This window comes from Massilia aerilata, assembly GCF_042656905.1.
GTDB lineage: Bacteria > Pseudomonadota > Gammaproteobacteria > Burkholderiales > Burkholderiaceae_D > Telluria > Telluria aerilata.
The window spans coordinates 366686-388994 of record NZ_JBHSMZ010000016.1; the positions used below are offsets into that span (position 1 = coordinate 366686).

At 67.3% G+C, this 22309-nt stretch carries 24 protein-coding genes; 12 read left to right on the plus strand and 12 right to left on the minus strand.

Going from position 1 to position 22309, the window contains the following annotated elements; all coding sequences use genetic code 11:
- Positions 1-30: 30 nt before the first annotated feature.
- Positions 31-1731: a thiamine pyrophosphate-binding protein gene (locus ACFPO9_RS21090; RefSeq protein WP_379774477.1), complete on the plus strand. Its 1701-nt coding sequence runs from the start codon at positions 31-33 to the stop codon at positions 1729-1731.
- Between the two features lie 138 nt (positions 1732-1869).
- On the opposite strand, the gene ACFPO9_RS21095 is transcribed toward ACFPO9_RS21090, so the two are convergent.
- Positions 1870-2031 (minus strand): hypothetical protein, encoded by a 162-nt coding sequence (locus ACFPO9_RS21095; protein ID WP_379774479.1) that lies wholly within the window; start codon positions 2029-2031, stop codon positions 1870-1872.
- Positions 2032-2364: 333 nt separating this feature from the next.
- On the opposite strand from ACFPO9_RS21095, the gene ftsY reads away from it, so the two are divergent.
- From ftsY to rpoH, 4 genes are all read left to right on the plus strand, one after another.
- Complete coding sequence (gene ftsY / locus ACFPO9_RS21100; protein WP_379774482.1) at positions 2365-3594, plus strand: signal recognition particle-docking protein FtsY; 1230 nt, start codon at positions 2365-2367, stop codon at positions 3592-3594.
- A 7-nt stretch (positions 3595-3601) separates the two neighbouring features.
- Complete coding sequence (locus ACFPO9_RS21105) at positions 3602-4273, plus strand: cell division ATP-binding protein FtsE (protein WP_379774485.1); 672 nt, start codon at positions 3602-3604, stop codon at positions 4271-4273.
- Positions 4270-5193 carry a permease-like cell division protein FtsX gene (gene ftsX, locus ACFPO9_RS21110; RefSeq protein WP_379774487.1) on the plus strand — a complete coding sequence of 308 codons (924 nt, stop codon included), beginning with the start codon at positions 4270-4272 and terminating at the stop codon, positions 5191-5193. Before ACFPO9_RS21105 ends, ftsX begins: the two co-directional genes overlap by 4 nt.
- A 416-nt stretch (positions 5194-5609) precedes the next feature.
- Complete coding sequence (gene rpoH / locus ACFPO9_RS21115) at positions 5610-6500, plus strand: RNA polymerase sigma factor RpoH (RefSeq protein ID WP_379774490.1); 891 nt, start codon at positions 5610-5612, stop codon at positions 6498-6500.
- Positions 6501-6641: 141 nt separating this feature from the next.
- Here rpoH and ACFPO9_RS21120 read toward each other — a convergent pair whose 3' ends face one another.
- Entirely contained in the window at positions 6642-7526 is an 885-nt protein-coding gene (locus ACFPO9_RS21120) for a dienelactone hydrolase family protein (RefSeq protein WP_379774493.1), read from the minus strand.
- Positions 7527-7624: 98 nt separating this feature from the next.
- On the opposite strand from ACFPO9_RS21120, the gene ACFPO9_RS21125 reads away from it, so the two are divergent.
- Positions 7625-8284: a glutathione S-transferase family protein gene (locus ACFPO9_RS21125; RefSeq protein ID WP_379774496.1), complete on the plus strand. Its 660-nt coding sequence runs from the start codon at positions 7625-7627 to the stop codon at positions 8282-8284.
- A gap of 78 nt (positions 8285-8362) precedes the next feature.
- Positions 8363-9178 (plus strand): calcium-binding protein, encoded by an 816-nt coding sequence (locus tag ACFPO9_RS21130; RefSeq protein ID WP_379774499.1) that lies wholly within the window; start codon positions 8363-8365, stop codon positions 9176-9178.
- A 12-nt stretch (positions 9179-9190) separates the two neighbouring features.
- Here ACFPO9_RS21130 and ACFPO9_RS21135 read toward each other — a convergent pair whose 3' ends face one another.
- Entirely contained in the window at positions 9191-9658 is a 468-nt protein-coding gene (locus tag ACFPO9_RS21135; protein ID WP_379774502.1) for an MgtC/SapB family protein, read from the minus strand.
- Positions 9659-9760: 102 nt separating this feature from the next.
- Here ACFPO9_RS21135 and ACFPO9_RS21140 point away from each other — a divergent pair, with 102 nt between their 5' ends.
- Entirely contained in the window at positions 9761-10015 is a 255-nt protein-coding gene (locus ACFPO9_RS21140; protein ID WP_379774504.1) for a hypothetical protein, read from the plus strand.
- On the opposite strand, the gene ACFPO9_RS21145 is transcribed toward ACFPO9_RS21140, so the two are convergent.
- Positions 9975-10391 carry a DUF2141 domain-containing protein gene (locus ACFPO9_RS21145; protein ID WP_379774507.1) on the minus strand — a complete coding sequence of 139 codons (417 nt, stop codon included), beginning with the start codon at positions 10389-10391 and terminating at the stop codon, positions 9975-9977. The two genes, ACFPO9_RS21140 and ACFPO9_RS21145, sit on opposite strands and share 41 nt — an antisense overlap.
- Before the next feature lie 36 nt (positions 10392-10427).
- On the opposite strand from ACFPO9_RS21145, the gene ACFPO9_RS21150 reads away from it, so the two are divergent.
- Entirely contained in the window at positions 10428-10970 is a 543-nt protein-coding gene (locus ACFPO9_RS21150; protein ID WP_379774510.1) for a sterol desaturase family protein, read from the plus strand.
- Here ACFPO9_RS21150 and crtB read toward each other — a convergent pair.
- The 5 genes from crtB to ACFPO9_RS21175 are packed head-to-tail and all read right to left on the minus strand — an operon-like array spanning position 10861 to position 16831.
- A complete protein-coding gene (gene crtB, locus ACFPO9_RS21155) occupies positions 10861-11847 on the minus strand; it encodes a 15-cis-phytoene synthase CrtB (protein WP_379774512.1) in 987 nt (328 codons plus the stop codon). The two genes, ACFPO9_RS21150 and crtB, sit on opposite strands and share 110 nt — an antisense overlap.
- The gene (locus ACFPO9_RS21160; RefSeq protein ID WP_379774514.1) at positions 11844-13358 is read right to left on the minus strand and encodes a phytoene desaturase; all 1515 of its coding nucleotides are present in this window, start codon (positions 13356-13358) and stop codon (positions 11844-11846) included. The genes crtB and ACFPO9_RS21160 overlap by 4 nt, the downstream gene beginning before the upstream one ends.
- Positions 13355-14530 (minus strand): lycopene beta-cyclase CrtY, encoded by a 1176-nt coding sequence (crtY, locus tag ACFPO9_RS21165; protein ID WP_379774516.1) that lies wholly within the window; start codon positions 14528-14530, stop codon positions 13355-13357. The genes ACFPO9_RS21160 and crtY overlap by 4 nt, the downstream gene beginning before the upstream one ends.
- Entirely contained in the window at positions 14527-15846 is a 1320-nt protein-coding gene (locus ACFPO9_RS21170) for a glycosyltransferase (RefSeq protein WP_379774519.1), read from the minus strand. The genes crtY and ACFPO9_RS21170 overlap by 4 nt, the downstream gene beginning before the upstream one ends.
- 19 nt (positions 15847-15865) lie before the next feature.
- Positions 15866-16831 (minus strand): polyprenyl synthetase family protein, encoded by a 966-nt coding sequence (locus ACFPO9_RS21175; protein ID WP_379774521.1) that lies wholly within the window; start codon positions 16829-16831, stop codon positions 15866-15868.
- Between the two features lie 194 nt (positions 16832-17025).
- Between ACFPO9_RS21175 and ACFPO9_RS21180 the strand changes: the two genes are divergently transcribed.
- Genes ACFPO9_RS21180 through ACFPO9_RS21190 form a run of 3 tightly spaced genes read left to right on the plus strand, consistent with a single transcriptional unit; the run spans position 17026 to position 19547 of the window.
- Positions 17026-17412 (plus strand): hypothetical protein, encoded by a 387-nt coding sequence (locus ACFPO9_RS21180; RefSeq protein ID WP_379774523.1) that lies wholly within the window; start codon positions 17026-17028, stop codon positions 17410-17412.
- Complete coding sequence (ggt, locus tag ACFPO9_RS21185) at positions 17409-19166, plus strand: gamma-glutamyltransferase (protein WP_379774525.1); 1758 nt, start codon at positions 17409-17411, stop codon at positions 19164-19166. Before ACFPO9_RS21180 ends, ggt begins: the two co-directional genes overlap by 4 nt.
- A gap of 12 nt (positions 19167-19178) precedes the next feature.
- Entirely contained in the window at positions 19179-19547 is a 369-nt protein-coding gene (locus ACFPO9_RS21190; protein ID WP_379774528.1) for a hypothetical protein, read from the plus strand.
- 7 nt (positions 19548-19554) lie between these two features.
- Here ACFPO9_RS21190 and ACFPO9_RS21195 read toward each other — a convergent pair whose 3' ends face one another.
- The 3 genes from ACFPO9_RS21195 to ACFPO9_RS21205 are packed head-to-tail and all read right to left on the minus strand — an operon-like array spanning position 19555 to position 22258.
- The gene (locus ACFPO9_RS21195) at positions 19555-20976 is read right to left on the minus strand and encodes a hypothetical protein (protein WP_379774530.1); all 1422 of its coding nucleotides are present in this window, start codon (positions 20974-20976) and stop codon (positions 19555-19557) included.
- A gap of 8 nt (positions 20977-20984) precedes the next feature.
- A complete protein-coding gene (locus tag ACFPO9_RS21200) occupies positions 20985-21869 on the minus strand; it encodes an ABC transporter ATP-binding protein (protein WP_379774533.1) in 885 nt (294 codons plus the stop codon).
- Positions 21866-22258, minus strand: coding sequence for a GntR family transcriptional regulator (locus ACFPO9_RS21205; protein ID WP_379774536.1), 393 nt, complete (start codon positions 22256-22258; stop codon positions 21866-21868). The genes ACFPO9_RS21200 and ACFPO9_RS21205 overlap by 4 nt, the downstream gene beginning before the upstream one ends.
- Between the last annotated feature and the right edge of the window lie 51 nt (positions 22259-22309).

Below are 22309 nucleotides of genomic sequence, written 5' to 3' on the forward strand. Positions count from 1 at the left end.
GGATAGCAAAATCTACAAGGACGACGCACCATGACCCACCCCTCCCGCAGCGGCGGCCAGATCCTGGTCGATGCACTCCAGGTCCACGGCGTGGACACCGCCTTCGGCGTGCCCGGCGAAAGCTACCTCGACGTGCTGGATGCCCTGCACGATTCGAACATCCGCTTCGTGATCAACCGCCAGGAGGGCGGCGCGGCGTTCATGGCCGAGGCCTACGGCAAGCTGACCGGCAAGCCCGGCATCTGCTTCGTCACCCGCGGCCCGGGCGCCACCAATGCCTCGATCGGCGTGCACACGGCCTACCAGGATTCGACGCCGATGATCCTGTTCATCGGCCAGGTCGGCACCGACTTCATGGACCGTGAAGCGTTCCAGGAAATCGACTACCGCCGCATGTACGGGCAGATGGCCAAGTGGGTGGCGCAGATCGACCGCGCCGACCGCATCCCGGAATACATGGCGCGCGCCTTCCAGGTCGCGACCAGCGGCCGTCCGGGCCCGGTGGTGCTGGCGCTGCCGGAAGACATGCTGATCGCGCAAGCGGAAGTGGCCGACACGCGCCGCTACCAGCCGGTGCAGGCTTCGCCTTCGGCGGCGCAGATCGACACGCTACGCAATATGCTGAAGGAAGCGAACAAGCCGCTGCTGCTGCTGGGCGGCGGCACCTGGACCGACGCAGCCTGCGCCGACGTGCGGAAGTTCGCCGAGGCGAACGGCCTGCCGGTGGCCTGCGCCTTCCGCTTCCAGGACCTGCTGGACAACGAGCACCCGCATTACGCCGGCGACGTCGGCATCGGCATCAATCCGAAACTGGCCGCGCGCGTCAAGGAAGCCGACCTGCTGATCGCCTTCGGCCCGCGTCTGGGCGAGATGACGACCAGCGGCTACTCGCTGCTGGCGTCGCCGGTGCCGAAGCCGCGCCTGGTTCACATCCACCCGGACCCGCAGGAACTGGGCAGCGTGTACCAGGCCGAGCTGATGATCGCCGGCGGTGCACCGGAAACCGCGAAGATGCTGGCGGCGATGGCGCCGGTGGATGCTTCCGCCTGGCGCCACACGGTCGAGGAAGCGAAGGCCGAGCTGCGCGCCTGGCAGGAACAGCCGCCCATCTTCAAGGAAGGCAGCGCGCCGCTGGATTTGTGGCAGCTGGTGCAGGACATGCAGGCGACCCTGCCGCACGACACCATCATCACCAACGGCGCCGGCAACTACGCGACCTGGGCGCACCGCTACTGGCGCTACGGCGCGATGCGCACCCAGCTGGCCCCGACCAGCGGCGCGATGGGTTATGGCGTGCCGGCCGGCGTGGCGGCGAAGATCGTCGATCCGGCCCGCACCGTGGTCACCTTTGCCGGCGACGGCGAATTCATGATGACCGGCCAGGAACTGGCGACCGCGGTGCAGTACCGCGCCGGCCTGATCCTGATCGTCTTCAACAACAATATGTTCGGCACCATCCGCATGCACCAGGAGCGCGAGTATCCGGGCCGCGTCTCGGGCACCGAGCTGCACAACCCGGACTTCGCGGCGCTGGCCCGAGCCTATGGCGGCCAGGGTGAGGTCGTGGAAAAGACCGCCGATTTCGCCGCGGCCCTGCAGCGCGCGGTGGCCTTCACGAACGCGCAGAAGCTGCCGGCGGTGATCGAGCTGCGCTACGACGGCAACCTGATCACGCCGGGCGCGACCCTCGAGACCATTCGCAAGAACGCGCAGGCGGCCAAGGCCGGCTGATCGTCCGGTATGGTTTGTCTTGCATCAAACCGGGGTCAGACCCCGAATTTTGGAAATTGCCCAAGGGCTCATGCCAAATTTCGGGCTCTGACCCCGGTTTGAGGAAGCGCAGCCTGGTGACGGCTGGCCGTTGACGATTTAATAGCCGAGGTTGCTGTCGAGTCCCAGCTCCGCCGGCCAGGGTACCGGCGTGTCATTACTTCGCGGATCGTTGGAAGGATGGGTCAGGAATGCGGCGACCAGCGCGATGAACAGCCAGACGACGATGTTGCGCAGCGAGGCCGCGTTACCGCCCGTCACTTCATCTCCGGAAATGAGTCGCTTGAGGTACCTGGACAGGATCTTCACGATAAACCTCTGAGGGAAGACGCTTTTTTGTAGAAGCTCACAATTTATATCAGTCGCCGCCGCTTTTCCAGCAGATGCTTGGCTACGCGAACTGATGAGCGGCATTCTAGCGACAATATGGATGAGCTGTCGCACGAGAGCCCCCCGGATTGTCTGCTAAGCGCGCTTGCCTGGCAGCCAGAGACGGACGAGGCCAGGCCGCCCTGCTCTGGTAGAATACCGCGATCGTTGACATGCCCGCCGAAATCGGGCATATGCATGCAGTTCTCCTCCCCGACATCATCCATGTTTAGTTTCTTCAAAAAGAAAAAACCTGAAGCCGAGACGCCCGTCCAGGCCGAGTCCGCCGCACCCGCGCCCGCCGCCGAAGCGCCTGCGGAAGCGCCCGCCCAGCCGGGCTTCCTGCGCCGCCTGTTCGGCGCCAGCGACGACACCTTCGTCCCCGCCCCCGAGACCGCCGAACAGGCGCCCGAGCCGGAAGAGCCGGCCGCGCGCGAGGCCGAGGTGCCCGATCCGGTCGCCACGAAAATCGCCGAGGAAGCCGCCGTCCTCTCGAGCGCCTACGAAGGCCAGCTCTTCCCCGAGACCGCCGAGCGTCCGGGCAGCGAGCTCGAGAAAAAGAAATCCTGGATGGCGCGCCTGAAGGCCGGCCTGTCCAAGACCTCGAACAACCTGTCGCTGCTGTTCGTCGGCGCGCGCATCGACGAAGACCTGTACGAAGAGCTGGAATCGGCCCTGCTGATGTCGGACGCCGGCATGGACGCCACCCAATATCTGCTCGATAACCTGCGCCGCAAGGTCAAGGAAGAGAAGCTGCTCGACGCCGCCGCCGTCAAGGCCGCGCTCAAGTCGCTGCTGGTCGACATGCTGCGCCCGCTGGAAAAGCCGCTCGAACTGGGCCGCCACGAGCCGCTGGTGATGATGATCGCGGGCGTGAACGGCGCCGGCAAGACCACCACCATCGGCAAGCTGGCCAAGCACATGCAGCGCTTCGAGCAATCCGTGCTGCTGGCCGCCGGCGACACCTTCCGCGCCGCCGCCCGCGAGCAGCTGATGGTCTGGGGCCAGCGCAACAACGTCACCGTGATCTCGCAAGCGTCCGGCGACCCGGCCGCGGTCGCCTTCGACGCGGTGCAATCTGGCCGCGCGCGCGGCGTCGACGTGGTCATGGTCGATACCGCCGGCCGCCTGCCGACCCAGCTGCACCTGATGGAAGAGCTGAAAAAGATCAAGCGCGTGATCGGCAAGGGCATGGAATCCGCGCCGCACGAAGTGCTGCTGGTCATCGACGGCAATACCGGCCAGAACGCGCTGGCGCAAGTCAAAGCCTTCGACGACGCCCTGCAGCTGACCGGCCTGGTGATCACCAAGCTGGACGGCACGGCCAAGGGCGGCATCCTGGCCGCAATCGCGCGCACCCGCCCGGTGCCGGTGTACTTCATCGGCGTCGGCGAAAAGCTGGAGGACCTGCAACCCTTCAGCGCCGACGAGTTCGCCGAGGCGCTGCTGGGATAAAGCCAGAATGATCGAATTCCAGTCCGTCTCCAAAAAATATTCCGCCGACGCACTTGCCCTGCGCGATGTGTCGTTCAGCATCGCCAAGGGCGAGCTGGTCTACCTGGCCGGTCCGTCCGGCGCCGGCAAATCGACGCTGCTGAAGATGATCGCCGCCGTCGAGCGTCCGACCAGCGGCCGCGTCATCGTCAGTGGCCACGACATCGGCAAGCTGAAGAAGGCCGGCGTGCCCTTCCTGCGGCGTAACCTGGGCCTGATCTTCCAGCAGCAGCGCCTGCTGAACGACCGGACCATCCTGGCGAATACCATGCTGCCGCTGATCGTCACCGGCGCCTCGTCCTCGCAGGCCGAGCAGCGCGCACGGGCCGCGCTCGACAAGGTCGGCCTGCTCGACCGCGCCAAGGCGATGCCGCTGGAACTGTCGGGCGGCGAGCAGCAGCGCGTGGCCATCGCCCGCGCCATCGTCAACCGTCCGCAGATCATCCTGGCCGACGAGCCGACCGCCAACCTCGACCGCGCCGCCGCCGACCGCGTGATCGACGCCTTGCACGCCTTCCACTCGGCCGGCGTGACCTGCGTGATTTCCAGCCACGACGAGCAGATCCTGGACGCCGCCGCGCGCGTGATCCGCCTCGAGCATGGCGAACTGGTGGAGGCGTCGGCCGGGGGGGCGTCATGAATATCTGGTTCCGCCAACACCGCTTCGCCCTCGGCGCGGCCTTCGGCCAGGTGCGCAAGACGCCGGGCAGCTTCCTGTTCAACGTGCTGGTCGTCGCGGTGGCCCTGGCCCTGCCCTTTGCCGGCGTGACCCTGCTCGACAATGTGCGCCCGATGTCGGAACAGCTTTCGGTCGATCCCGAGATCAGCCTGTTCATGAAGACGGACGCCCCGCGCGAGCAGGCCCAGGCGCTGGCGCCGCAGCTGCGCGAGATCCTGGCCGGCAGCAAGGCAAAAGTCAGCTTCGTGCCGCGTGAACAGGCGCTGGAGAATCTGAAAGCGAAAAGCGGCCTGACCGGCGTCATCGAGACCCTGGGCGAGAATCCACTGCCGGACAGCTATGTGATGAAGCTGGAAGGCTTTACCAGCCGCACCACGGACGCCGCCCGCGTCGACGGCCTCGCCGAGCAGATGAAGGCGCTGCCGGGCGTGGATTCGGTGCAGGTCGACTCGGCCTGGGTCAAGCGCCTGGCGGCCCTGCTGGGCGTGCTGCGCCTGGTGCTGCTGCTGCTGGCGGTCACCCTCGGCGTGGTCGTGATCGCGGTGGTGTTCAACACCATCCGCCTGCAGGTGCTGACCCAGCGCGACGAGATCGCCGTCTCCAAGCTGCTCGGCGCGACCGACAATTTCATCCATCGCCCCTTCTATTACACGGGGGCCCTGCTCGGCCTGTGCGCCGGCGCGGTGGCCCTGGGTGCGGTGTCCCTGGCCCTGCACCCGCTGAACGCGGCCATCGCCGAATTCGCGCGCCTGTATGCCTCGGAATTCCAGCTGTCGGCGCTGCCGCCGCTGGGCCTGGCCGGGCTGCTGGCCATCAGCGCCGGGCTGGGGCTGATGGGGGCGATGCTGTCGGTGCAGCGGCATCTGGCGCGCTTGAACTGATTATATTTTTGTTATCCCATCCGCCGTTGGCCAGAAAAATCCACGGCGGAGACGGGATATACGCCTACAAATGTAAGTGCGCCACTTCACAGACCTACCATCACAGCGCGCCTAACCTGTCTTCTACCGAATTCAAATAATACGAGCGTCACTTTTGACCTGTATCAACGGTATCGCTCACCTCTGCCCTACAGTTGAATCGAGCCAAAAATTCGATTCCAAAAAGCAATACTTTGACAAGACTTAAGGACGTCGTCAGGGATATGGAGGCGGCTAGCACTCACCTCAAGAGAGTGCTAATATGTCGTCTAAGCACTGTAGGCATCCCGTAACAAGCCGTAAGAATTGCGCCTTCGGGGCACTCTTTCGGGCACATTGACGATGCAGCACAGAACACTCTACGAGGGAATATGACTATGTCCGCACAATCCGCATTGGTTCCCGCTGGCACCCGTGCTCTGGGACTGGGTTTCACCGGCAATCTCGGCAATATCGACGCCTATATCTCGGCCGTCAACCGTCTGCCGATGCTGTCCCACGAAGAAGAAGTCTCGCTGGCAAAGAGCTTGCAGGATAAGAACGACCTGGACGCCGCGCAGAAGCTGGTGATGTCGCACCTGCGCCTGGTGGTCTCGATCGCGCGCGGCTACCTCGGTTACGGCCTGCCGCACGCCGACCTGATCCAGGAAGGCAATATCGGCCTGATGAAGGCAGTCAAGCGTTTCGATCCGAACCAGGGCGTTCGCCTGGTCTCGTACGCCATGCACTGGATCAAGGCCGAGATGCACGAATACATCCTGAAAAACTGGCGCCTGGTGAAGGTCGCGACGACCAAGGCTCAGCGCAAGCTGTTCTTCAACCTGCGCAGCAATAAGGTGGGCCTGGATGCCATGTCGCCGCAGCAAGTCGCCGATATGGCGCAAATGCTTGGCGTGAAGCGCGAAGAAGTCGTCGAAATGGAAACCCGCCTGTCGGGCCGCGACATCGCGCTGGAAGCGCCGACCGACGACGAAGACGACAAGTTCTCGCCGATCGCCTACCTTTCCTCGGACCAGCAGGAGCCGACCAAGGTGCTGGAAGCCAACGACGTGGTGCGCCTGCAATCGGAAGGCATCGAAACGGCGCTGGGCAAACTGGACCCGCGTTCGCGCCGCATCGTGGAAGCACGCTGGCTGGCCAACGACGATGGCTCGGGCGCCACCCTGCACACGCTGGCCGAAGAGTTCGGCGTGTCGGCCGAGCGCATCCGCCAGATCGAAACGGCGGCGCTGAAAAAGATGAAGACGGCACTGGCCGCCTACGTCTAAACGATCCGCGCTCCAAAAGCAAAGGCACCCTCGGGTGCCTTTTGTTTTACCTCAAACCGGGGTCAGAGCCCGAAATTTGGCAAGTTCTATAGCGATATTGCCAAAAATCAGGCTCTGACCCCGGTTTGATGTTGATTAAACTCAGCCCAGCTTTTCCTTGAAGAAGGCGACCGTACGGTCCCAGGCCAGCTTGGCCGCCGCTTCGTCGTAGCGCGGGGTGGTGTCGTTGTTGAAGCCGTGCTCGGCGCCGGCGTAGACGAAGTGCTGGTAGTTCACCTTGCTTTCCTTCAGCGCGGCTTCGTAGGGGGGCCAGCCGGCCAGGATGCGTTCGTCCTTGCCGGCGTCGTGGATCATCAGCGGCGCGCGGATCTTCGCCGCCTCGGCCGGGCTAGGCTGCGAGCCGTAGAAAGGCACGGCCGCCGCCAGCTCGGGCAGCTGGGTGGCCAGGTAGTTGGCGATGCCGCCGCCGTAGCAGAAGCCGACCACGCCCACCTTGCCCGTCCCCTGCGGCAGCGCTGCCAGCGCGTGGAAGGCCGCAATGAAGTCGGCGCGGGTCTTGGCCTGGTCCAGCTTGGGGAACAGGGCGCGCGCCTTGTCTTCGTCGCCCGGATAGCCGCCCAACGGGAACAGCGCATCCGGCGCATAGGCAATGAAGCCTTCCAGCGCCAGGCGGCGCGCGATGTCTTCGATGTGCGGATTCAGGCCGCGGTTCTCGTGCACCACCAGGATCACCTGCAGCTTGCTCTTGGCGTTGGCCGGCATGGCCAGGTAGCCGCTCACCGTCCCGTAGCCCTGCGGCGATGGAAACGCCTGGTAGCTGGTCTTCAGGCGCGCGTCGCTTGCCGCCACCATGGGCGCGGCGAAGGATGGCGACAGCTGGGCCAGCAAGGTGGCCGCGGTGGCGCCACCGACCGCGTAGCGTCCCGCCCGCGCGAGAAAGTCGCGGCGCGACAGGCGGCCGTGGACATAGCCGTCGAACAGCTTCAGCACTTCAGGATCGAAATCGGTGGCGGTCAGACGCGGCATCGTTGCACTCTCTCATGATGGTTGAATTGACAAGCATACGCCAACTCGGGTTAGAGTGGCCATCCCTCCGTTCGAACCCTGAAGAAAGCGCTCCCGCCATGCCACTCCAGCTCTACGGTCATCCCTTTTCCTCCTACACCCAGAAAGTGCTCATCGCGCTCTACGAAGCCGCCCTCTCTTTCGAATTCCGCAGTCTCGGACCGGATACGCCCGAGCACGCGGCGGAGTGGCTGCGCCGCTGGCCGCTGCGCAAGTTTCCGCTGCTGGTCGATGGTCACCGCGACCTGGCCGAAACCAGCATCATCATCGAATACCTGCAGCTGACCCACCCGGACAAGCTGGCACTGCTGCCGGCCGATCCCATGGCCGCGCTGGATGTGCGCTTCCTCGACCGCTTCTTCGACCTGCATGTCATGTCGCCCGTCCAGCATGCCGTCGCCGGCGCCCTGAGCGGCGATGCGGTCAAACACAGCGAGGGCCTTGCCCACGCCACGGAAAAGCTGGCCTGGGCCTACGCCTGGCTTGAACAGCGGCTCACCGGCAAGAACTGGGCTGCAGGCGAGGACTTCACCCTGGCCGACTGCGCCGCCGCACCCTCGCTGTTCTACGCGGACTGGGTCAACCCGATTGCGGCGGATTTTCCCGTGCTGCGCGCCTACCGCGCGCGCCTGCTGGCCCGCCCGTCCTTCGCCCGCGCGGTGGACGAGGCGCGTCCGTTCCGCCACCTGTTCCCCTTGGGCGCGCCAAACCGGGATTAATTGAACAAAGGTGACAAAGCGCGGATTTCCCCCTGGGCAAGATGGGATATCGTTATATTTTCCCAGCAAGGGGGCCCTGTGACCATTTCCATCCCGCCCATCGGCTCGATCCGCATCGACGGCACGCCCTTCGACGACAGCCTGAAGGGGACCCCGGCCAATGAAGACATCCACGGCGGCGCCGGCGACGATGATATCTTCGGCAACGGCGGCATCGACCTGCTCGATGGCGGCCCCGGGGACGACTACCTGCAAGGCGACAGCGGCAACGACACCCTGCTGGGCGGCGATGGCGACGACTTCCTGCTCGGCGAGGGTGGCAACGACAGCCTCGACGGCGGCAGCGGACTGAACGCCCTGGTCGGCGGCGAGGGCGACGACCACTACGAGATCCATGGCCGCACCGACCTGACCTACGATTCCGGCGGCCACGACAGCGGCACGATCCGGGTCGACTGGTACAAGGCCGACCCGGCGATCGAGGACTGGACCTGGGCGCCGGGCGTCAAGAAGCTGCCCTACTGGATCGATGCCCTGGTCTACGACCGCCTGCCCTTCGTCGCCGCAACGCTCGGCCCGGCGCACACGATCGGCTATGCCTTCGCGCAGACGCCGCCGAGCTTCTTCAGCGCCGACGATCAGAATGGCTTCAAGCCCTTCAACGCCGCCCAGCTCACTTATACGAAGGCGGTGCTGGCCTACATCGAGACCGTGCTGAACGTGCACTTCGTCGCGACCACCGATACCGAAGGCGACGGCACCATCGTCTTCGCCAACAACAAGCAGGAAGATTCGGCCGGCTGGGGCTATGCGCTGCAGCTGGCCGGCGCGGGCAGCCGGGTGCTGGTCGGCCAGATGCGCGACGGGATCGCCTACCAGCCCTACCTCGCCTGAGCCCTGGCGGGGTCAGTGCTTGTCCCTGCGCCGCAGCAGCGACAGGATCACGAATGCGAACACGGCGCTGACCACCGCCGTGGTCTCCCTGCCCATCCCGGCCGCCACCCCGACGGCCGCGGTCAGCCACACGCTGGCGGCCGTGGTCAGGCCCTTGATGTCGTTACGGTCGCGCAGCTTGAGGATGGCGCCGGCGCCGAGGAAGCCGATGCCCGCCGTCACGCCCTGCAGCACGCGCGACAGGTCCTCGATCTTCATGCCGGCCTGCAGCGGGATCAGGACGAAGATCGCCGAGCCGAGCGCCACCAGCATGTGGGTGCGCTGCCCCGCCGGCGCGCCGACCGACTCGCGCTCGTAGCCCAGCAGGCCGCCGAGGGCCACGGCGACGATCAGGCGCACCACCACGCGCGTGATGTCCTGGGCGTCGCCCAGGTCCGAGAATTCCTGCTGTATCGTCAGCCAGCTTTGCTCCCACCACATCTTCCATTGCTCCCCTGGGGTATTGGAGCAATAATGCCAGTCGCCGCTCGTCCGTGGCGCGCAGGCGCGCTGCACGCGTCTCACTCAACTCAGGAACACACGATGTCCCGGCTCGAAAAAAAGTGGTGGTTCATCCTGGTGGTCAGCTTCATGACCGCTTTAACGACGCGTTATCTGCTCGACGCCGCCGGGCTGCCCTCGCTGCGCAGCTTCCAGCCTGCCCAATTTGCGGTCTATCTGTTCTGCTTTTTCGGTGTCTGGCGCGGCTTCTCTTTCCTGGGCTGGCTGATCGCCCTGGTCGTCGCGCCATCGCTCGTCAGTGCAGCCGGACCGACGCCACCGTCACCTCATCCCTGACCTCGATGACCGCGTCCTCGAAACCCGGCGGCCCGAACTTGCCGCGCGCATCGCGGCTGAAGCCGTAGTTCTCCTTCGGGATGCCGATGAAATTGCGATCCAGCTCGGCGTTGCCGTTCTCGTCCTGGTAGACCAGCACGGCCCAGCCGCCCTTCGGCACGTTCGGCACGGCGATCACGTTCTCGCCCTCGCGCGCCGGCGCCGAGGCAGTGTAGATGCACTGCTTGAGGAAGCGCTCGCGGTCGCACACGGCGACGCGGAGCATGCCCTTGCCGCCTTCCACCGCCGTGACGCGGACTTCGACGGTGGCGGCCGGGGCGCCGGCGGCGGCCGCCAGCAGCAGAACGCCAGTGAATAGCTGAATGAATCGGGTCATGCGTGTCCTTTCAAACGATTATGGTAGGCTGCTTCCATGCTGCTCAACGCCCTCATTCTTATCGCCACCGTGATCCTGATGGAAGTCTTTTCCATCGTCGCGCACAAGTACGTGATGCACGGCTTCGGCTGGGCGTGGCACCGCTCGCACCACGAGCCGCGCACGGGATGGTTCGAGAAGAACGACCTCTACGCCATCGTGTTCGCGGGCGTGGCGATCGCCCTGATCCACGCCGGCGCCACGCTGGGCCGGCATCCGCTGGAGTGGATCGGCGCCGGCATGACGGCTTATGGTTTCCTTTATTTCGTGGCGCACGACGGCCTGGTGCACCAGCGCTGGCCCTTCCGCTACGTGCCGCGCAGCGGCTACCTGAAGCGCCTCTACCAGGCCCACCGCATGCACCATGCGGTGGCCGGCAAGGAGGGCGCGGTGTCCTTCGGCTTCCTGTACGCGCCGCCCGTGGACGTCCTCAAGCGGGAGTTGCATGCGCTGCACCGGGGCCCCCTTCGCCAGCGGCGCCCGGACGCTGCCACAGGCCCGGCGGACGCGGCCTCCGCGCCTTCACAAGACGCGAACTGAGGGCCTGCACGCCCCCTTCGGCCAGCAGGCGCAGCTTGGTCGCCTTCGAGGTCCCTGCCCGCTCGTCCCAGGCCCGCGCGCCGCGCTGCCTGACCACGACGCCGATCTGCCGGTAGACCTTGCGCGCGGTGGCGATCGCCCAGGCGGAACGCAGCGGCAGGTCCGCGATGCCAGCCAGGGCCGAGTCGTAATACGGCTCGGCGGCATCGACCAGGCGCGCCGCCACCGCCGCCAGCTTGGTCCGGTGCTGCGGCAGCGCGATCTCATCGAGGGGGATGCCCGCCTCGCGCAGCCACTGGGCCGGCACATAGCAGCGTCCAACCTGCGCATCCTCGACGATGTCGCGCGCGATGTTCGTCAGCTGGAACGCCAGGCCCAGGTCGCAGGCGCGGTCCAGCACACGCGGGTCGCTCACGCCCATGATGGCAGCCATCATCAGGCCGACCACGCCGGCCACGTGGTAGCAGTAGCGCAGCGTGTCGGCGATCGTTTCGTAGCGCGCGCCCTCGACGTCCATCGCGAAGCCGTCCAGGTGGTCGAAGGCGTAGCGCGGCGCGATCCGCGGCACTCCGGCGTGCCGCAGCGCGACTTCCTGGAAGGCGGCGAAGGCGGGATCCCGCATGCGCTCGCCCGCATAGGCGCGGCGGGTCTGCTCGCGCAGCCCGGCCAGCTTGTCCGCCGCGTCGTGCTGCTCGCGCGGCGCGGCATTAAAGCCAAGTTCCTGGCCGTCGACCACGTCGTCGCAGTGGCGGCACCAGGCGTAGAGCATCAGCACCTTGCGCCGGGTGTCCGGATCGAACAGCCTGGCGGCGGCGGCGAAGCTTTTCGAGCCGACCGCGATGGTGTTCTCGGCATGGTCAAGCAATGCCTCGTTCATGCGCGCACACCTTCCTGCAGCGCCTGCAGCATCAATCCCGCCGTGGCCTTGGCCGAGCCGATCACGCCGGGCACGCCGGCGCCGGGATGGGTGCCGGCGCCGACCAGGTAGAGGTTGGCCAGCTCGGCGTCGCGGTTGTGCGGGCGGAACCAGGCGCTCTGGGTCAGCAGCGGCTCCAGCGAGAACGCCGAGCCATGATGGGCGTTGAGCTGATCGCGGAAGTCCAGCGGCGTGAAGATGCGGCTGGTGACCAGCTGGCTGCGCAGGCCCGGCATGTAGCGCTGCTCAAGGTAGTCGAAGATCCGCTCGCGGTACTTCGGCCCCTCCTCTTCCCAGTCGATCGGCGCATTGCCGAGGTGGGGCACGGGCGCCAGCACGTAGTGGCTGCCACAGCCGGGCGGCGCCAGCGAAGGATCGGTGACGCAGGGGGCGTGCAGGTAGAGCGAAAAATCCTCGGCCAGGGTCTCGCCCTTGAAGATATCGCGGATCAGCTCGCGGTAGCGCGGCCCGAAGCAGACCGTGTGGTGGCGCAGCTGGCTGTGGTGCGTGTCGAGGCCGAAGTAAAGCACGAACAGGGAGTTGGAAAACTTCTTCTTCGCCAGCGACTCGCCTTGCGCGAGGCCGCGCGGGTGCTGGTTCATCAGCTTCGCGTAGGTATGGACCACGTCGGCGTTCGATGCCACCGCGTCCGCCGCGAAGGCGCGTCCGTCCGCCAGCCGCACGCCGGTGGTGCGCATGCCGCTGACCTCGATCTGCGCCACGGACGCATTCAGCTCGATGCGCCCGCCGAGATCCTCGAACAGGCGCACCAGCCCGCGCACCAGGGCGCCGGTGCCGCCGCGCGGGAACCACACGCCCCACTCGCGTTCGAGGGCGTGGATCAGGGTGTAGATCGAAGACGTCGCGAAGGGATTCCCGCCCACCAGCAGCGAGTGGAAGGAGAAAGCCTGGCGCAGCTGCTCGTCCTGGATGAAGCGCGACACGATGCTGTACACGCTGCGCCAGGCCTGCAGGCGCGCCAGCTGCGGGCCGGCGGCGATCATGTCGCGGAAGGACAGGAAAGGCACGGCGCCGAGTTTCAGGTAGCCCTCCGCGAACACCGCCTTGGAATAGGCCAGGAAGCGGCGGTAGCCTTCCACGTCACGCGGGTTGCGCGCGTGGATCTGGCGGTCCAGCGCCTCCTGGTCGTTGGCGTAGTCGAAGTGGCTGCCGTCTTCCCAGCACAGGCGGTAGAAGGGGGATACCGGCAGCATCTCGACGTAATCCGCCATGCGCTTGCCGGCCAGCGTGAACAGTTCTTCGATGCAGGAGGGATCGGTGATGACGGTGGGGCCGGCGTCGAAAGTAAAACCCTGGTCTTCATACACGTAGGCGCGGCCGCCCGGCTTGTCGCGTTTTTCCAGCAGCGTGGTCTGGATGCCGCGGGCCTGCAGGCGGATGGCCAGGGCCAGCCCGCCGAAGCCGGCGCCGATGACCACCGCGCGGCGCGCGTCGATATTCCGTGCGTTCATTCTGCTTTTCCGATCTGGTGAGGGTGGATCTTGCAGGCGGCGATGAAAGCCTGGCCCACGGGCACCGGCGGCTTGCCGGACAGGAGGCGGGCCTTGTCCTGCAAACTCAGGCGGCCGGCGTAGAAATGCCGGATGAGAGAGGCCGGCAGGCGGTAGAAGCGCTGCATCACGCGCCAGCGGCGGTCCGGACTGCCCGCCAGGAACAGCATGCGGTTCAGCAGGCGGAAGAAGCGCTGGCGCCGCCATTCCTGCGCTGCCTCGTCGCGGATGGCGGCGAACAGGCTCGGTGCGTCGAGCGCGCGCATGCCGGCGATGCGCTCGGCAAGCCGCAGCGCGTGCGGCAGCGAATAGCCGGTGGTCGAGTGGAACAGGCCCGCGCGCAGGCCGGCGCTGGGCTGGCCGGCCAGGTCGTCCCAGTAGGCGTTGAAGTCCCCGGCCAGCACGATCGGCAGCCTGCCTTCTTCCTCGCGCAGCACTTGGTCGATGCGCCAGCCGCGCGCCTGCGCATAAGCGGCGATGTTGGCGCGCAGGCGTCCGGGTTCCCAGGCGGCGCTGTCGACGTAGTGGGTGTCTTCGATCAGCAGGCGCTGCGTATCGAAGGGCAGCACGTAGACGAAGCGGTAGCCGCCCTGCTGCTCGACGCCGGCATCCATGATGATGGGCGCGTTGAGCCCATGCGGCTCTTTCAGCGACACTTCCTGGCCGAGGAAGGTCTGCCAGCCCAGCGCCAGCCGCGAACTGGCGCGCATGCCGCGGCCGTCGATCACGGCGCGCGCTTCCAGCACTTCGCCGTCTTCGAGCACGACCCGGGTCGGACTGACCGTGGCGATGCGCGCCCGCAGGCGCAGCGCCGGCCCCAGCGCCGCTTCGACCACGCGCGCGAAATCCTGCGAGGCGATGCTGGCATAGCCGCCCTCCAGGGTGCGCCGCAGCTGCGGGAACACCACCTCGTAGCGCGGCCAGCGGTGCGACAGGAGCGGCGCGATCCAGGCCAGCTGGCCGGCGTCGAGATCGCTGTCGTGGAAGGACCAGGTGTGGTTGCCGCCCAGGTGTTCGCCCTGCTCCAGCAGCAGGATGCGCAGCTCGGGCCGGCGCTGCGCCAGGCGCCAGGCGATCAGGCCGTTCGCCAGGCCGCCGCCGGCCAGGATCAGGTCCCAGGGCTGGCCGCTCATGCCGGCGCTCTTGCCCCGCCGTCGGCGCGCGCCAGCCGGTCCTCGCTGCGGCGCAGGCGCACGGCTGCTTCGACGATGTCGGCCGCGCGCGGCGTGCCGCCGGCCCGGGCCAGGCCGGCTGCCTGCGCGTCGAGCCGCTCGATGAATTGCTCTTCGCCGAACAGGCGCCGCAGCTGGCGCTCGATGGTGCCGGCGCCGGCCAGGCGCATCGATGCGCGCAGGCCGATCCCGGCGTGCAGGATGCGCGCGGCGGTGCCCGGCTGGTCGAAGGTGACCGGCATCGCCAGGATCGGCGTGCGCGCCTCGACGGCGTCCATCACCGTGTTGATGCCGGCGTGCGACACGACGGCATCGGCGCGCGCCAGCGCTTCCCGTTGCGGCGCGAACGCGCAGACCCAGCTGGCGCCGGCGCGCTTGAGCGCTTCTTCCTGCGCCGCGTCGAGGCCGCCGCAATGGGCGACCAGCAGTTGGGCGTCAAGCCGGCGGCACGCCTTGGCGACACGCTTGAAGATGCCGAAGCGGTGGCCCTGCAGGGTGCCCATCGAGGCGAACACGAAGTAACGGTCCGGGGCTATGGGCGGCAGCGGGGTCGGCGCCGCCGCACCGGGATCGACCGGCGCGCGCAGCGGCCCGACATGGTGGAAATACGGCGGCAGAGCGCGGCGCGGAAAATCGAAGGCTTCGGTGGTCTGGCTGATCTGGGCCAGCGGCGACAGGCATTCGTGCAGGCCGCTTCGCTTCGACAGACCGAGCCGGCGCGCCTGCGCTTCGATGACCGCGCCGAGCGGGCGCATCATCCAGTCGTAGACTCGGGTGCTGCCCTCCACCACCTGCTCGGCCTGTTCGCTGTCGGCATACGCGAAGGGCATCACCGCCAGCGGAATGCCGGGTTCGCGATTGACCGGCATTGCACACGCCACCGAGACGAAAGGCAGGCCCACGGCCTCCGCCACCAGGCCGCCGGCCGCCTCCATCTGGTCGGCGATCAGGGCGTCGATGCCCAAGGTCTGCAGCGCGGCCGGCAATTCGCGGCACAGCATGTCGGTGCCGCGCGCCATGTCGAGGATCACCTGGCGCAGGCCCAGCGGACCGCCTGGATTGGCCGCGCGCCGCAGCGAGGCCGCCAGCGATCCGGGCGGATGGGTGCCGGCGCCCAGCGCATGGAAGCCGATGCGCGGATCCTTCAGATAGATACGCGCGTCCGCCCGCTGCAGGAAAGTCACGCGGTGGCCGCGCTTGACCAGCTCGAGGCCGAGCGCGGCCAGCGCGCTGAAGTGGCTGTAGAAGGCCGGTGCGACCACGCCGAAGTGCGCCATGCCGCTTCTCCCTCCGCTATCAGTGGCGCGCCAGGCTGACGCTGGCGCCGGACGCATGCAGGTGGGCCGCCGCGCCCGGTGCGAAGGCCGCGCCGTCCTGGCTGCGGGCGAACAGGCCGGCGACGAAGCGGCGCGTATGTCCCGCGCCGCCCAGCGCCGCGTGCAGGTGGCGTTCGGCATCGACGAGGTGGCGTTCGAGCCGGCGCCGCGCCTCTTCATGGCCGAGGGTGTTGACGAAAGTCGGCTTGCCGAGGTCCTTGCCGGTGTCCTTGCCGGTGTGGGCGCTGTCGTTGCCGGGACCGTCCTGGAAGTCGTCGCGGATCTGGAAGGCCTGGCCGGCCGCCAGCGCAAACGCGCGCAGCGACTCGGCCACGCAATCGTCGGATTCGGCAATGATGGCGGCCATGTCGACCGCCACGCCCAGCAGCACCCCGGTCTTGAGTTCGTTGGTGACGGCGATCTCGGCGGCGGTGCGGCGCTCGCCGTGCAGGTCGAGGAACTGGCCCTTGGCCAGCCCCTGGTCGCCCACCGTTTCCGACAGTTTGGCCACCAGGCGCGCGCGGATCGCCGCCGGGATTTCCTCGGCCGCGGCCAGGATGCCGAAGGCGCGGCTGAGCAGGCCGATGGCGGCGAGGATGGCGACGTCTTCGCCGAAGCGCACGTGGATGGTGGGCTCGCCGCGGCGCAGCATGGCGTTGTCCATGCACGGCATGTCGTCGAGGATCAGCGAGGCAGCGTGCACCATCTCGACCGCGCAGGCGACGTCCACCAGGGCCTTCGAATCGCAGCCGAGGTCGCGCGCGACCAGCATCAGCAGCAGCGGCCGCATGCGCTTGCCGGCGCCGAGCGCGCCGGCGCGCATGGCCAGGGTCAGCAGATCCGCCTGCTCCGGGCTCTGCACCAGGTGCCCGGCGATGCGGTCTTCCAGTTGCTGGCGCAGTTGGTCGATGCCGAACCCGCCAAAACGCCTAGTCTGTGTCGTCATGCGCATCTCTCTGCCGGAACGGATTTGATGAAATTGAGCCCAATCATACCGGAATGCATTAAGAAATAGTCAATATGCCCAACCGTGCGCACGGGTTCGCCGCACGCGCGCCACACTTGCGCAACACGACCGTGCCCTGCTCTGCCTGGCATCTTTGCTATGATTGGCTTTCCGCAAATAACCGGAAAGATGCAATGAGGTTGCTCGCTCCGCTTGTTCTGATCGGCTTGACCGGATGCGCCAGCGCGCCGCTCAAGGACGGCACCTATCCGCTGCAGCCGGGCCAGCGCGTCAGCCTGTCCGGCAACACCACCCTCAGCTACGACAGCTTCAGCGACAGCCGCTGCCCGGCCAACGCGCGCTGCGTCTGGGCGGGCAAGCTGAGCTTCCAGTTCGCGCTGGAGGGCCCGGACGGCCGCGAAGAATTCGCGCTCGGCCCGGACCAGCTGGCCGCCAGGCCCAGGGCCCTGCACGGCGCCCGCGTGGCGCTCGATCCGGCCAGCATTCCGCCGGTGCGCAACACCACTGCGACGCGCCCCGGCGACGTCATTCCCGTCACGCTCAACATCACCAGCCCATGACCACATCCGCGAAAGCCCTCGCCGGCGCACTGATCCTGTCCATCGTTCTCACACCGCCGCTGGCGTTCGCCAAAACGCCGGTCGCCACCGGGACCGGCGGCGCGGTCGCCACCATCAGCGAAAAGGCCTCCGAATCGGCCATCGCCATCCTGAACAAAGGCGGCAATGCGATCGACGCCGCGGTCGCCGCGGCCGCCACCCTGGGCGTGACCGACCCGTTCAGCTGCGGCATCGGCGGCGGCGGCTTCATGGTCATCTACCTGGCCAGGGACAAGCGCGTGATCACGATCGACCACCGCGAGACGGCCCCGAGTTCCTTCAGCCCGGCCGTGTTCCTGGAAAACGGCAAGCCGATCGACTTCGACACCGCGGTCGCCAGCGGCGCCGCGGTGGGCGTGCCCGGCACGGTGCGCGGCTGGCACGAGGCCCTGCAGCGCTACGGCACAATGTCCTTCAAGCAGGTGCTGGCGCCGGCCATCGACGTGGCCACGAAGGGCTTTCCGATCAGTGAAACTTTTCACAAGTTAACGGCCGAAAATGAAAGAAAATTTCAGCAGTTCACGAGCACCAGCCAGCTGTACCTGAGGAACGGCAAGGCGGTCACGACCGGCAGTACGCTAAAAAATCCGGACATGGCCAAGGCGTATCGGGAGATCGCCGCGCGCGGCTACAAGGCCTTCTACGAAGGACCGATGGCGAAGGCGCTGGTCGATGCGGTCAACCGCCCGCCGCTGGCGAACGGTGCCCAGGTGCGCCCCGGCACCATGTCGCTGGCCGACCTGGCCAACTACGAGGCGCGCATCCGCCAGCCGATCCGCTCGACCTACCGCGGCTACGACATCTACGGCATGCCCCTGCCCAGCAGCGGCGGCATCGCGGTGGCCGAGGCGCTCAACATCCTCGAAGGCTACGAGCTGAAAGGCATGCCGCGCCCGAACGTCGAGCACCTGTACCTGGAAGCCAGCCGCCTCGCCTTCGCCGACCGCAACGCTTACCTGGCCGACCCGGAATACGTCGACGCGCCGGTCGACGGCATCCTGTCGAAGCAGTTCGCGGCCCAGCGCCGCTCGCTGATCCGCGCCGACAAGGCGGCCGGCGTGGTCCCGGCCGGCGACGCCTTTTTATACGAGAACGACCAGAGTTTCCCGCTGCGCCCGCAGCAGAAGCTGATCCAGGAAGGCACCCACACCACCCACCTGACGGTGTCGGACAAGGAAGGCAACGTGGTCGCCTACACCTTCACCATCGAGTCCTGGGGCGGCAGCGGCATCGTGGTGCCGGGCTACGGCTTCCTGCTGAATAACGAGATGACCGACTTCGACTTCACCGGCCCGGCGCCGAACATTCCGGAAGCCGGCAAGCGCCCGCGCTCCAGCATGGCGCCGACCATCGTGCTCAAGGACGGCAAGCCGGCCTTCACCATCGGCAGCCCGGGCGGCGCGACCATCATCACCACCGTGCTGCAGACCATCGTCAACCACCTCGACCTGGGCATGAGCATGGACAAGGCGATCGACGCGCCGCGCCTGTCGCAGAGGAACGCGAAAGAGACATCGGTGGAGCCGGGCTTCGCCGGCAGCATGCAGGCGAAGGGACTGGAGAACTTCGGCCACAAGTGGGAAACCAGCCCGGCGCCCGAAGAAATCGGCGCGGCGAACGCGATCGTGTTCAATCCGGATGGGACCGTGACCGCGGTCAGCGAAGGACACCGCCACGGCATCGGCACGGCGCTGGTGCAGAAGCGCGGACATTGAGGAGACCAAAGCATGAGCATGCAGGACTACCTGAACAAGCTGAAGGCCGCGAAGGCCGACTACCCGTTCCAGCGCTGGGGCGAGAGCGGGCTGGATCAGTACAGCCCGGAGGCCTGCGCGGCCTTCACGAAAATCTTCGACAAGCTGATCGCCGACCTGGGAAAGCTCGGCGTGAACGCGGACGACGAGCTCAAGCTGGCGGCCTTCGAGCAGGCGGTCCTGGCCCTGAACGACCTGGACGACGAGGACGACCGCCTGATCGAGACCGAGGAACGCGAGCAGCTCTGCGAACTGGTCAACACCATCGCCACCGCCGCCGGCCTCGATCCTTCGGAATACGGCAACGGCGAGGGGCCGGCCAGCGAATGGCGCGAGTGGTAGCTCTCGCTTAGCTCATGCGCCCTGCCGGGAAGGCCGGACCGGATGCCAGCATCCTGCGCCAGCCCAGCGCCAGCACCAGCATTGCGCCGATCACGCTGACCAGCGCCAGCCAGACCGAGGACACGCCGCCCAGCAGGCTCAGGGCGAAGGCGATCGCGAGGTTGCAGCCGGCCTGCAGCGCCAGCTTGATGAAGCGCTCCCAGTCGTAGTTCGGCACGGCGCGCCCGAGGTCGCCCAGCAGCCCGGTCATCGCCAGCTGACCGCCCAGGCAGCACACCGCCAGGTAGCGCGCCAGGATCGTGCCGTTGGCGCCGAGCAGCCAGGCCGACAGCAGGATCACGCCCGCCAGCATGGCCCAGCTGCCCAGGCCCGCCTTGAGCAGGCCCGTGGCCATGCGGCGGTTCAGCAAGGCCGCGTTACCGGTCAGCGGCGCCAGGCGCAACAAGGCCTGCTCTCCGGCGTTCGTGCGCAATTGCTGGACGATGTGGGCGGTGCAGAACATGACCATGAAGCCCGAGCCCGACATGCCGAAGCCGAGCAGCCAGTCGTTTGCGCCCTCTGCCAGCGGGCGGCCGAGCATCAGCGGCACCAGGCGCAGCCCGAGGCTGATGGCCAGGATGATGGCCGCGCCGACGATCCAGGCGGTCCAGTGTCCCACCGGGCCGAGCGCATGCATCAGCAGCGCGACCGGGTCGCCCTGGCGGCAGTCCTTGCGCAGCGCCGGGCCGTAGGCAAGGCGGCTGCTCCAGGACGCGCCGCGCTGGGCCCGCATGGTACGCGCCTCCTGACTCTTGATGGTGGCCGCGACCTTGGCATGGCCCTCCAGGTGGCGGTCGCCGCCGGCCGGGTACAGGCGCAGCAGGGTCCAGGCCGACAGCAGCAGCAGCGCCACGCTTTCGAGCGCCAGCCCGGGCGTGCTGGTCATGGCCTGCACCAGCTCCGCCGGCAGCACGCGCCTGGAAATCAGCGGCCAGTTCGCGGAAAAGACGAACAGGACCATTGCCTGGCGCATCCCGGTACGCACCAGGGCCGCGCCGAGCAGGTAGGTGGCAATCAGTGGGAAGTATTCCCAGCCACCGCAGGCGAAGCTCGCGCCGGCGACGATCAGCACCCAGCTGCCGGCCGCCATCTGTATCAGGCGGCGGCGCTGGCGTGGCACCAGCCGGGCATTCGACGCCGAATTCATCAGGACCGAGGCCGGGATGAACAGGACCATCCAGACCATCGCCAGCCAGCCCGCCGCGACGGCCACCTCGAACTTCGGGAACACCGCCGCCGGCATCAGGCCGATGGCGCGCGCGATGAATCCGACCACCAGCAGCAGCAAGGCGAGCCAGTTCAGCCACTGGCTGGAACGCGAATCGCGGCCGCTGACGGTGGCAGACCAGATGCTGCGGTAGTCGCGCCATGCGCCCGTCCGCGCACTCATTGCTGCACTCATTTGTTCACCTCGCGGGTCATCTCGATGAACAGATCTTCCAGGCTGAGCGCCTCGACGCGCACGCCCGGCTTGCCGGCCAGCTGTTCGAGCTGCGCGCCGGCCGCCTGCACGATCACGCTGGTCATCGCGCCTTCGTGGGTGCGGCGCAGCTCGCCGTCCAGCCGTCCCGCCGGCAGCGCATGCGGCGCGGCGACGATGCGGCGCGCGCCTTCCAGCAAGGCGTCGGTCTGGCCCTGCAGCGCGATCCTGCCGTCCTTCAGGAAGGCCAGGTCGAAGGCCACGCGTTCGAGGTCGGACAGGATGTGGGTCGAGAACACCACCGTGGTGCCGCGCTCGATCACCTGGTCGACCAGCTCGCGCAGGAAGTCGCGACGGCCGACCGGGTCGAGCGCCGACACCGGCTCGTCCAGCACCAGCAGCTCCGGCTCGTGGGCCAGGGCGCGGATGATGGACAGGCGCTGCTGCTCGCCGCCGGACAGCTTCCTGATCGGGCTGTTGCGCTTGAGCGCGTCGAAGCCCCAGCGCGACAGCAGGTTCTCGACCTTGGCCTTGTTCCAGCGCGGGTACATGGCCTGGAAATAGTCCAGCATCTGGGTCGGCGTGAGCCACTCGAACAGGTCGGACTTCTGCGGCACGTAGCCGATGCCGGCGCGGGCGCGGTCCGACAGCGCGGCCGCCTCCTCGCCGAACAGCTGGATGCTGCCGCCATCGAGCTCGCGCAGGCCGAGCATGCACTCGAGCAGGGTCGACTTGCCGGCGCCGTTGCGGCCCAGAAGGCCGATCACCTGGCCGGGCGCCACCTGCCAGTCGAGGCGGTCGAGCACCTGGCGGGCGCCGAAGTGTTTGGTGACGGACGACATCTGGACGAGCGAGGTACTCATGGTGCTTCCTTCAGGATGGTAGCGAACAAAGTCAGGACGGTGTCGGGGTCGAGCTCGAGCTGGCGCGCCTCGAGGGCAGCCCGCTCCAGCGCGGGGCGCAGCAGTTCCGCGCGGTCGGCCGGCTTGGCCGGCGCGAAGTCGGCGACGACCATGCCCAGCCCGCGGCGGCGCGCCAGCACCCCGTCCATTTCGAGCAGGCCGTAGGCCTTGGAGACGGTCATCGGGTTCAGGGCCAGGTTCGATGCGATCTCGCGCACCGAGGGCATGGCGTCGCCCGGCTTGAGCTGGCCGGCGGCGGCAAGGCGGCGTACCTGCTCGACGAGCTGGCGGTAGATCGGTTCGGACGAGCCGGTCGCGATCGAAAACAGGTTGGCGGTATGGTCGGTCATGCTGTCTAGTGTATTAATTGATTAATACACTAATACTCGCGATTTGCGCCG

What these genes read in the sequence shown, in the direction of transcription:
- ggt (WP_379774525.1), top strand. Translation starts at nt 17,409, where the DNA reads ATGACCACATCCGCGAAAGCCCTCGCCGGCGCACTGATCCTGTCCATC.
- rpoH (WP_379774490.1), top strand. Translation starts at nt 5,610, where the DNA reads ATGTCCGCACAATCCGCATTGGTTCCCGCTGGCACCCGTGCTCTGGGA.
- ACFPO9_RS21135 (WP_379774502.1), bottom strand. Translation starts at nt 9,658, where the DNA reads ATGTGGTGGGAGCAAAGCTGGCTGACGATACAGCAGGAATTCTCGGAC.
- ftsX (WP_379774487.1), top strand. Translation starts at nt 4,270, where the DNA reads ATGAATATCTGGTTCCGCCAACACCGCTTCGCCCTCGGCGCGGCCTTC.
- ACFPO9_RS21145 (WP_379774507.1), bottom strand. Translation starts at nt 10,391, where the DNA reads ATGACCCGATTCATTCAGCTATTCACTGGCGTTCTGCTGCTGGCGGCC.
- ACFPO9_RS21205 (WP_379774536.1), bottom strand. Translation starts at nt 22,258, where the DNA reads ATGACCGACCATACCGCCAACCTGTTTTCGATCGCGACCGGCTCGTCC.
- ACFPO9_RS21140 (WP_379774504.1), top strand. Translation starts at nt 9,761, where the DNA reads ATGTCCCGGCTCGAAAAAAAGTGGTGGTTCATCCTGGTGGTCAGCTTC.
- ACFPO9_RS21150 (WP_379774510.1), top strand. Translation starts at nt 10,428, where the DNA reads ATGCTGCTCAACGCCCTCATTCTTATCGCCACCGTGATCCTGATGGAA.
- ACFPO9_RS21180 (WP_379774523.1), top strand. Translation starts at nt 17,026, where the DNA reads ATGAGGTTGCTCGCTCCGCTTGTTCTGATCGGCTTGACCGGATGCGCC.
- ACFPO9_RS21195 (WP_379774530.1), bottom strand. Translation starts at nt 20,976, where the DNA reads ATGAGTGCGCGGACGGGCGCATGGCGCGACTACCGCAGCATCTGGTCT.
- ftsY (WP_379774482.1), top strand. Translation starts at nt 2,365, where the DNA reads ATGTTTAGTTTCTTCAAAAAGAAAAAACCTGAAGCCGAGACGCCCGTC.
- ACFPO9_RS21105 (WP_379774485.1), top strand. Translation starts at nt 3,602, where the DNA reads ATGATCGAATTCCAGTCCGTCTCCAAAAAATATTCCGCCGACGCACTT.
- ACFPO9_RS21160 (WP_379774514.1), bottom strand. Translation starts at nt 13,358, where the DNA reads ATGAACGCACGGAATATCGACGCGCGCCGCGCGGTGGTCATCGGCGCC.
- ACFPO9_RS21125 (WP_379774496.1), top strand. Translation starts at nt 7,625, where the DNA reads ATGCCACTCCAGCTCTACGGTCATCCCTTTTCCTCCTACACCCAGAAA.
- ACFPO9_RS21120 (WP_379774493.1), bottom strand. Translation starts at nt 7,526, where the DNA reads ATGCCGCGTCTGACCGCCACCGATTTCGATCCTGAAGTGCTGAAGCTG.
- crtY (WP_379774516.1), bottom strand. Translation starts at nt 14,530, where the DNA reads ATGAGCGGCCAGCCCTGGGACCTGATCCTGGCCGGCGGCGGCCTGGCG.
- ACFPO9_RS21175 (WP_379774521.1), bottom strand. Translation starts at nt 16,831, where the DNA reads ATGACGACACAGACTAGGCGTTTTGGCGGGTTCGGCATCGACCAACTG.
- crtB (WP_379774512.1), bottom strand. Translation starts at nt 11,847, where the DNA reads ATGAACGAGGCATTGCTTGACCATGCCGAGAACACCATCGCGGTCGGC.
- ACFPO9_RS21170 (WP_379774519.1), bottom strand. Translation starts at nt 15,846, where the DNA reads ATGGCGCACTTCGGCGTGGTCGCACCGGCCTTCTACAGCCACTTCAGC.
- ACFPO9_RS21200 (WP_379774533.1), bottom strand. Translation starts at nt 21,869, where the DNA reads ATGAGTACCTCGCTCGTCCAGATGTCGTCCGTCACCAAACACTTCGGC.
- ACFPO9_RS21090 (WP_379774477.1), top strand. Translation starts at nt 31, where the DNA reads ATGACCCACCCCTCCCGCAGCGGCGGCCAGATCCTGGTCGATGCACTC.
- ACFPO9_RS21190 (WP_379774528.1), top strand. Translation starts at nt 19,179, where the DNA reads ATGAGCATGCAGGACTACCTGAACAAGCTGAAGGCCGCGAAGGCCGAC.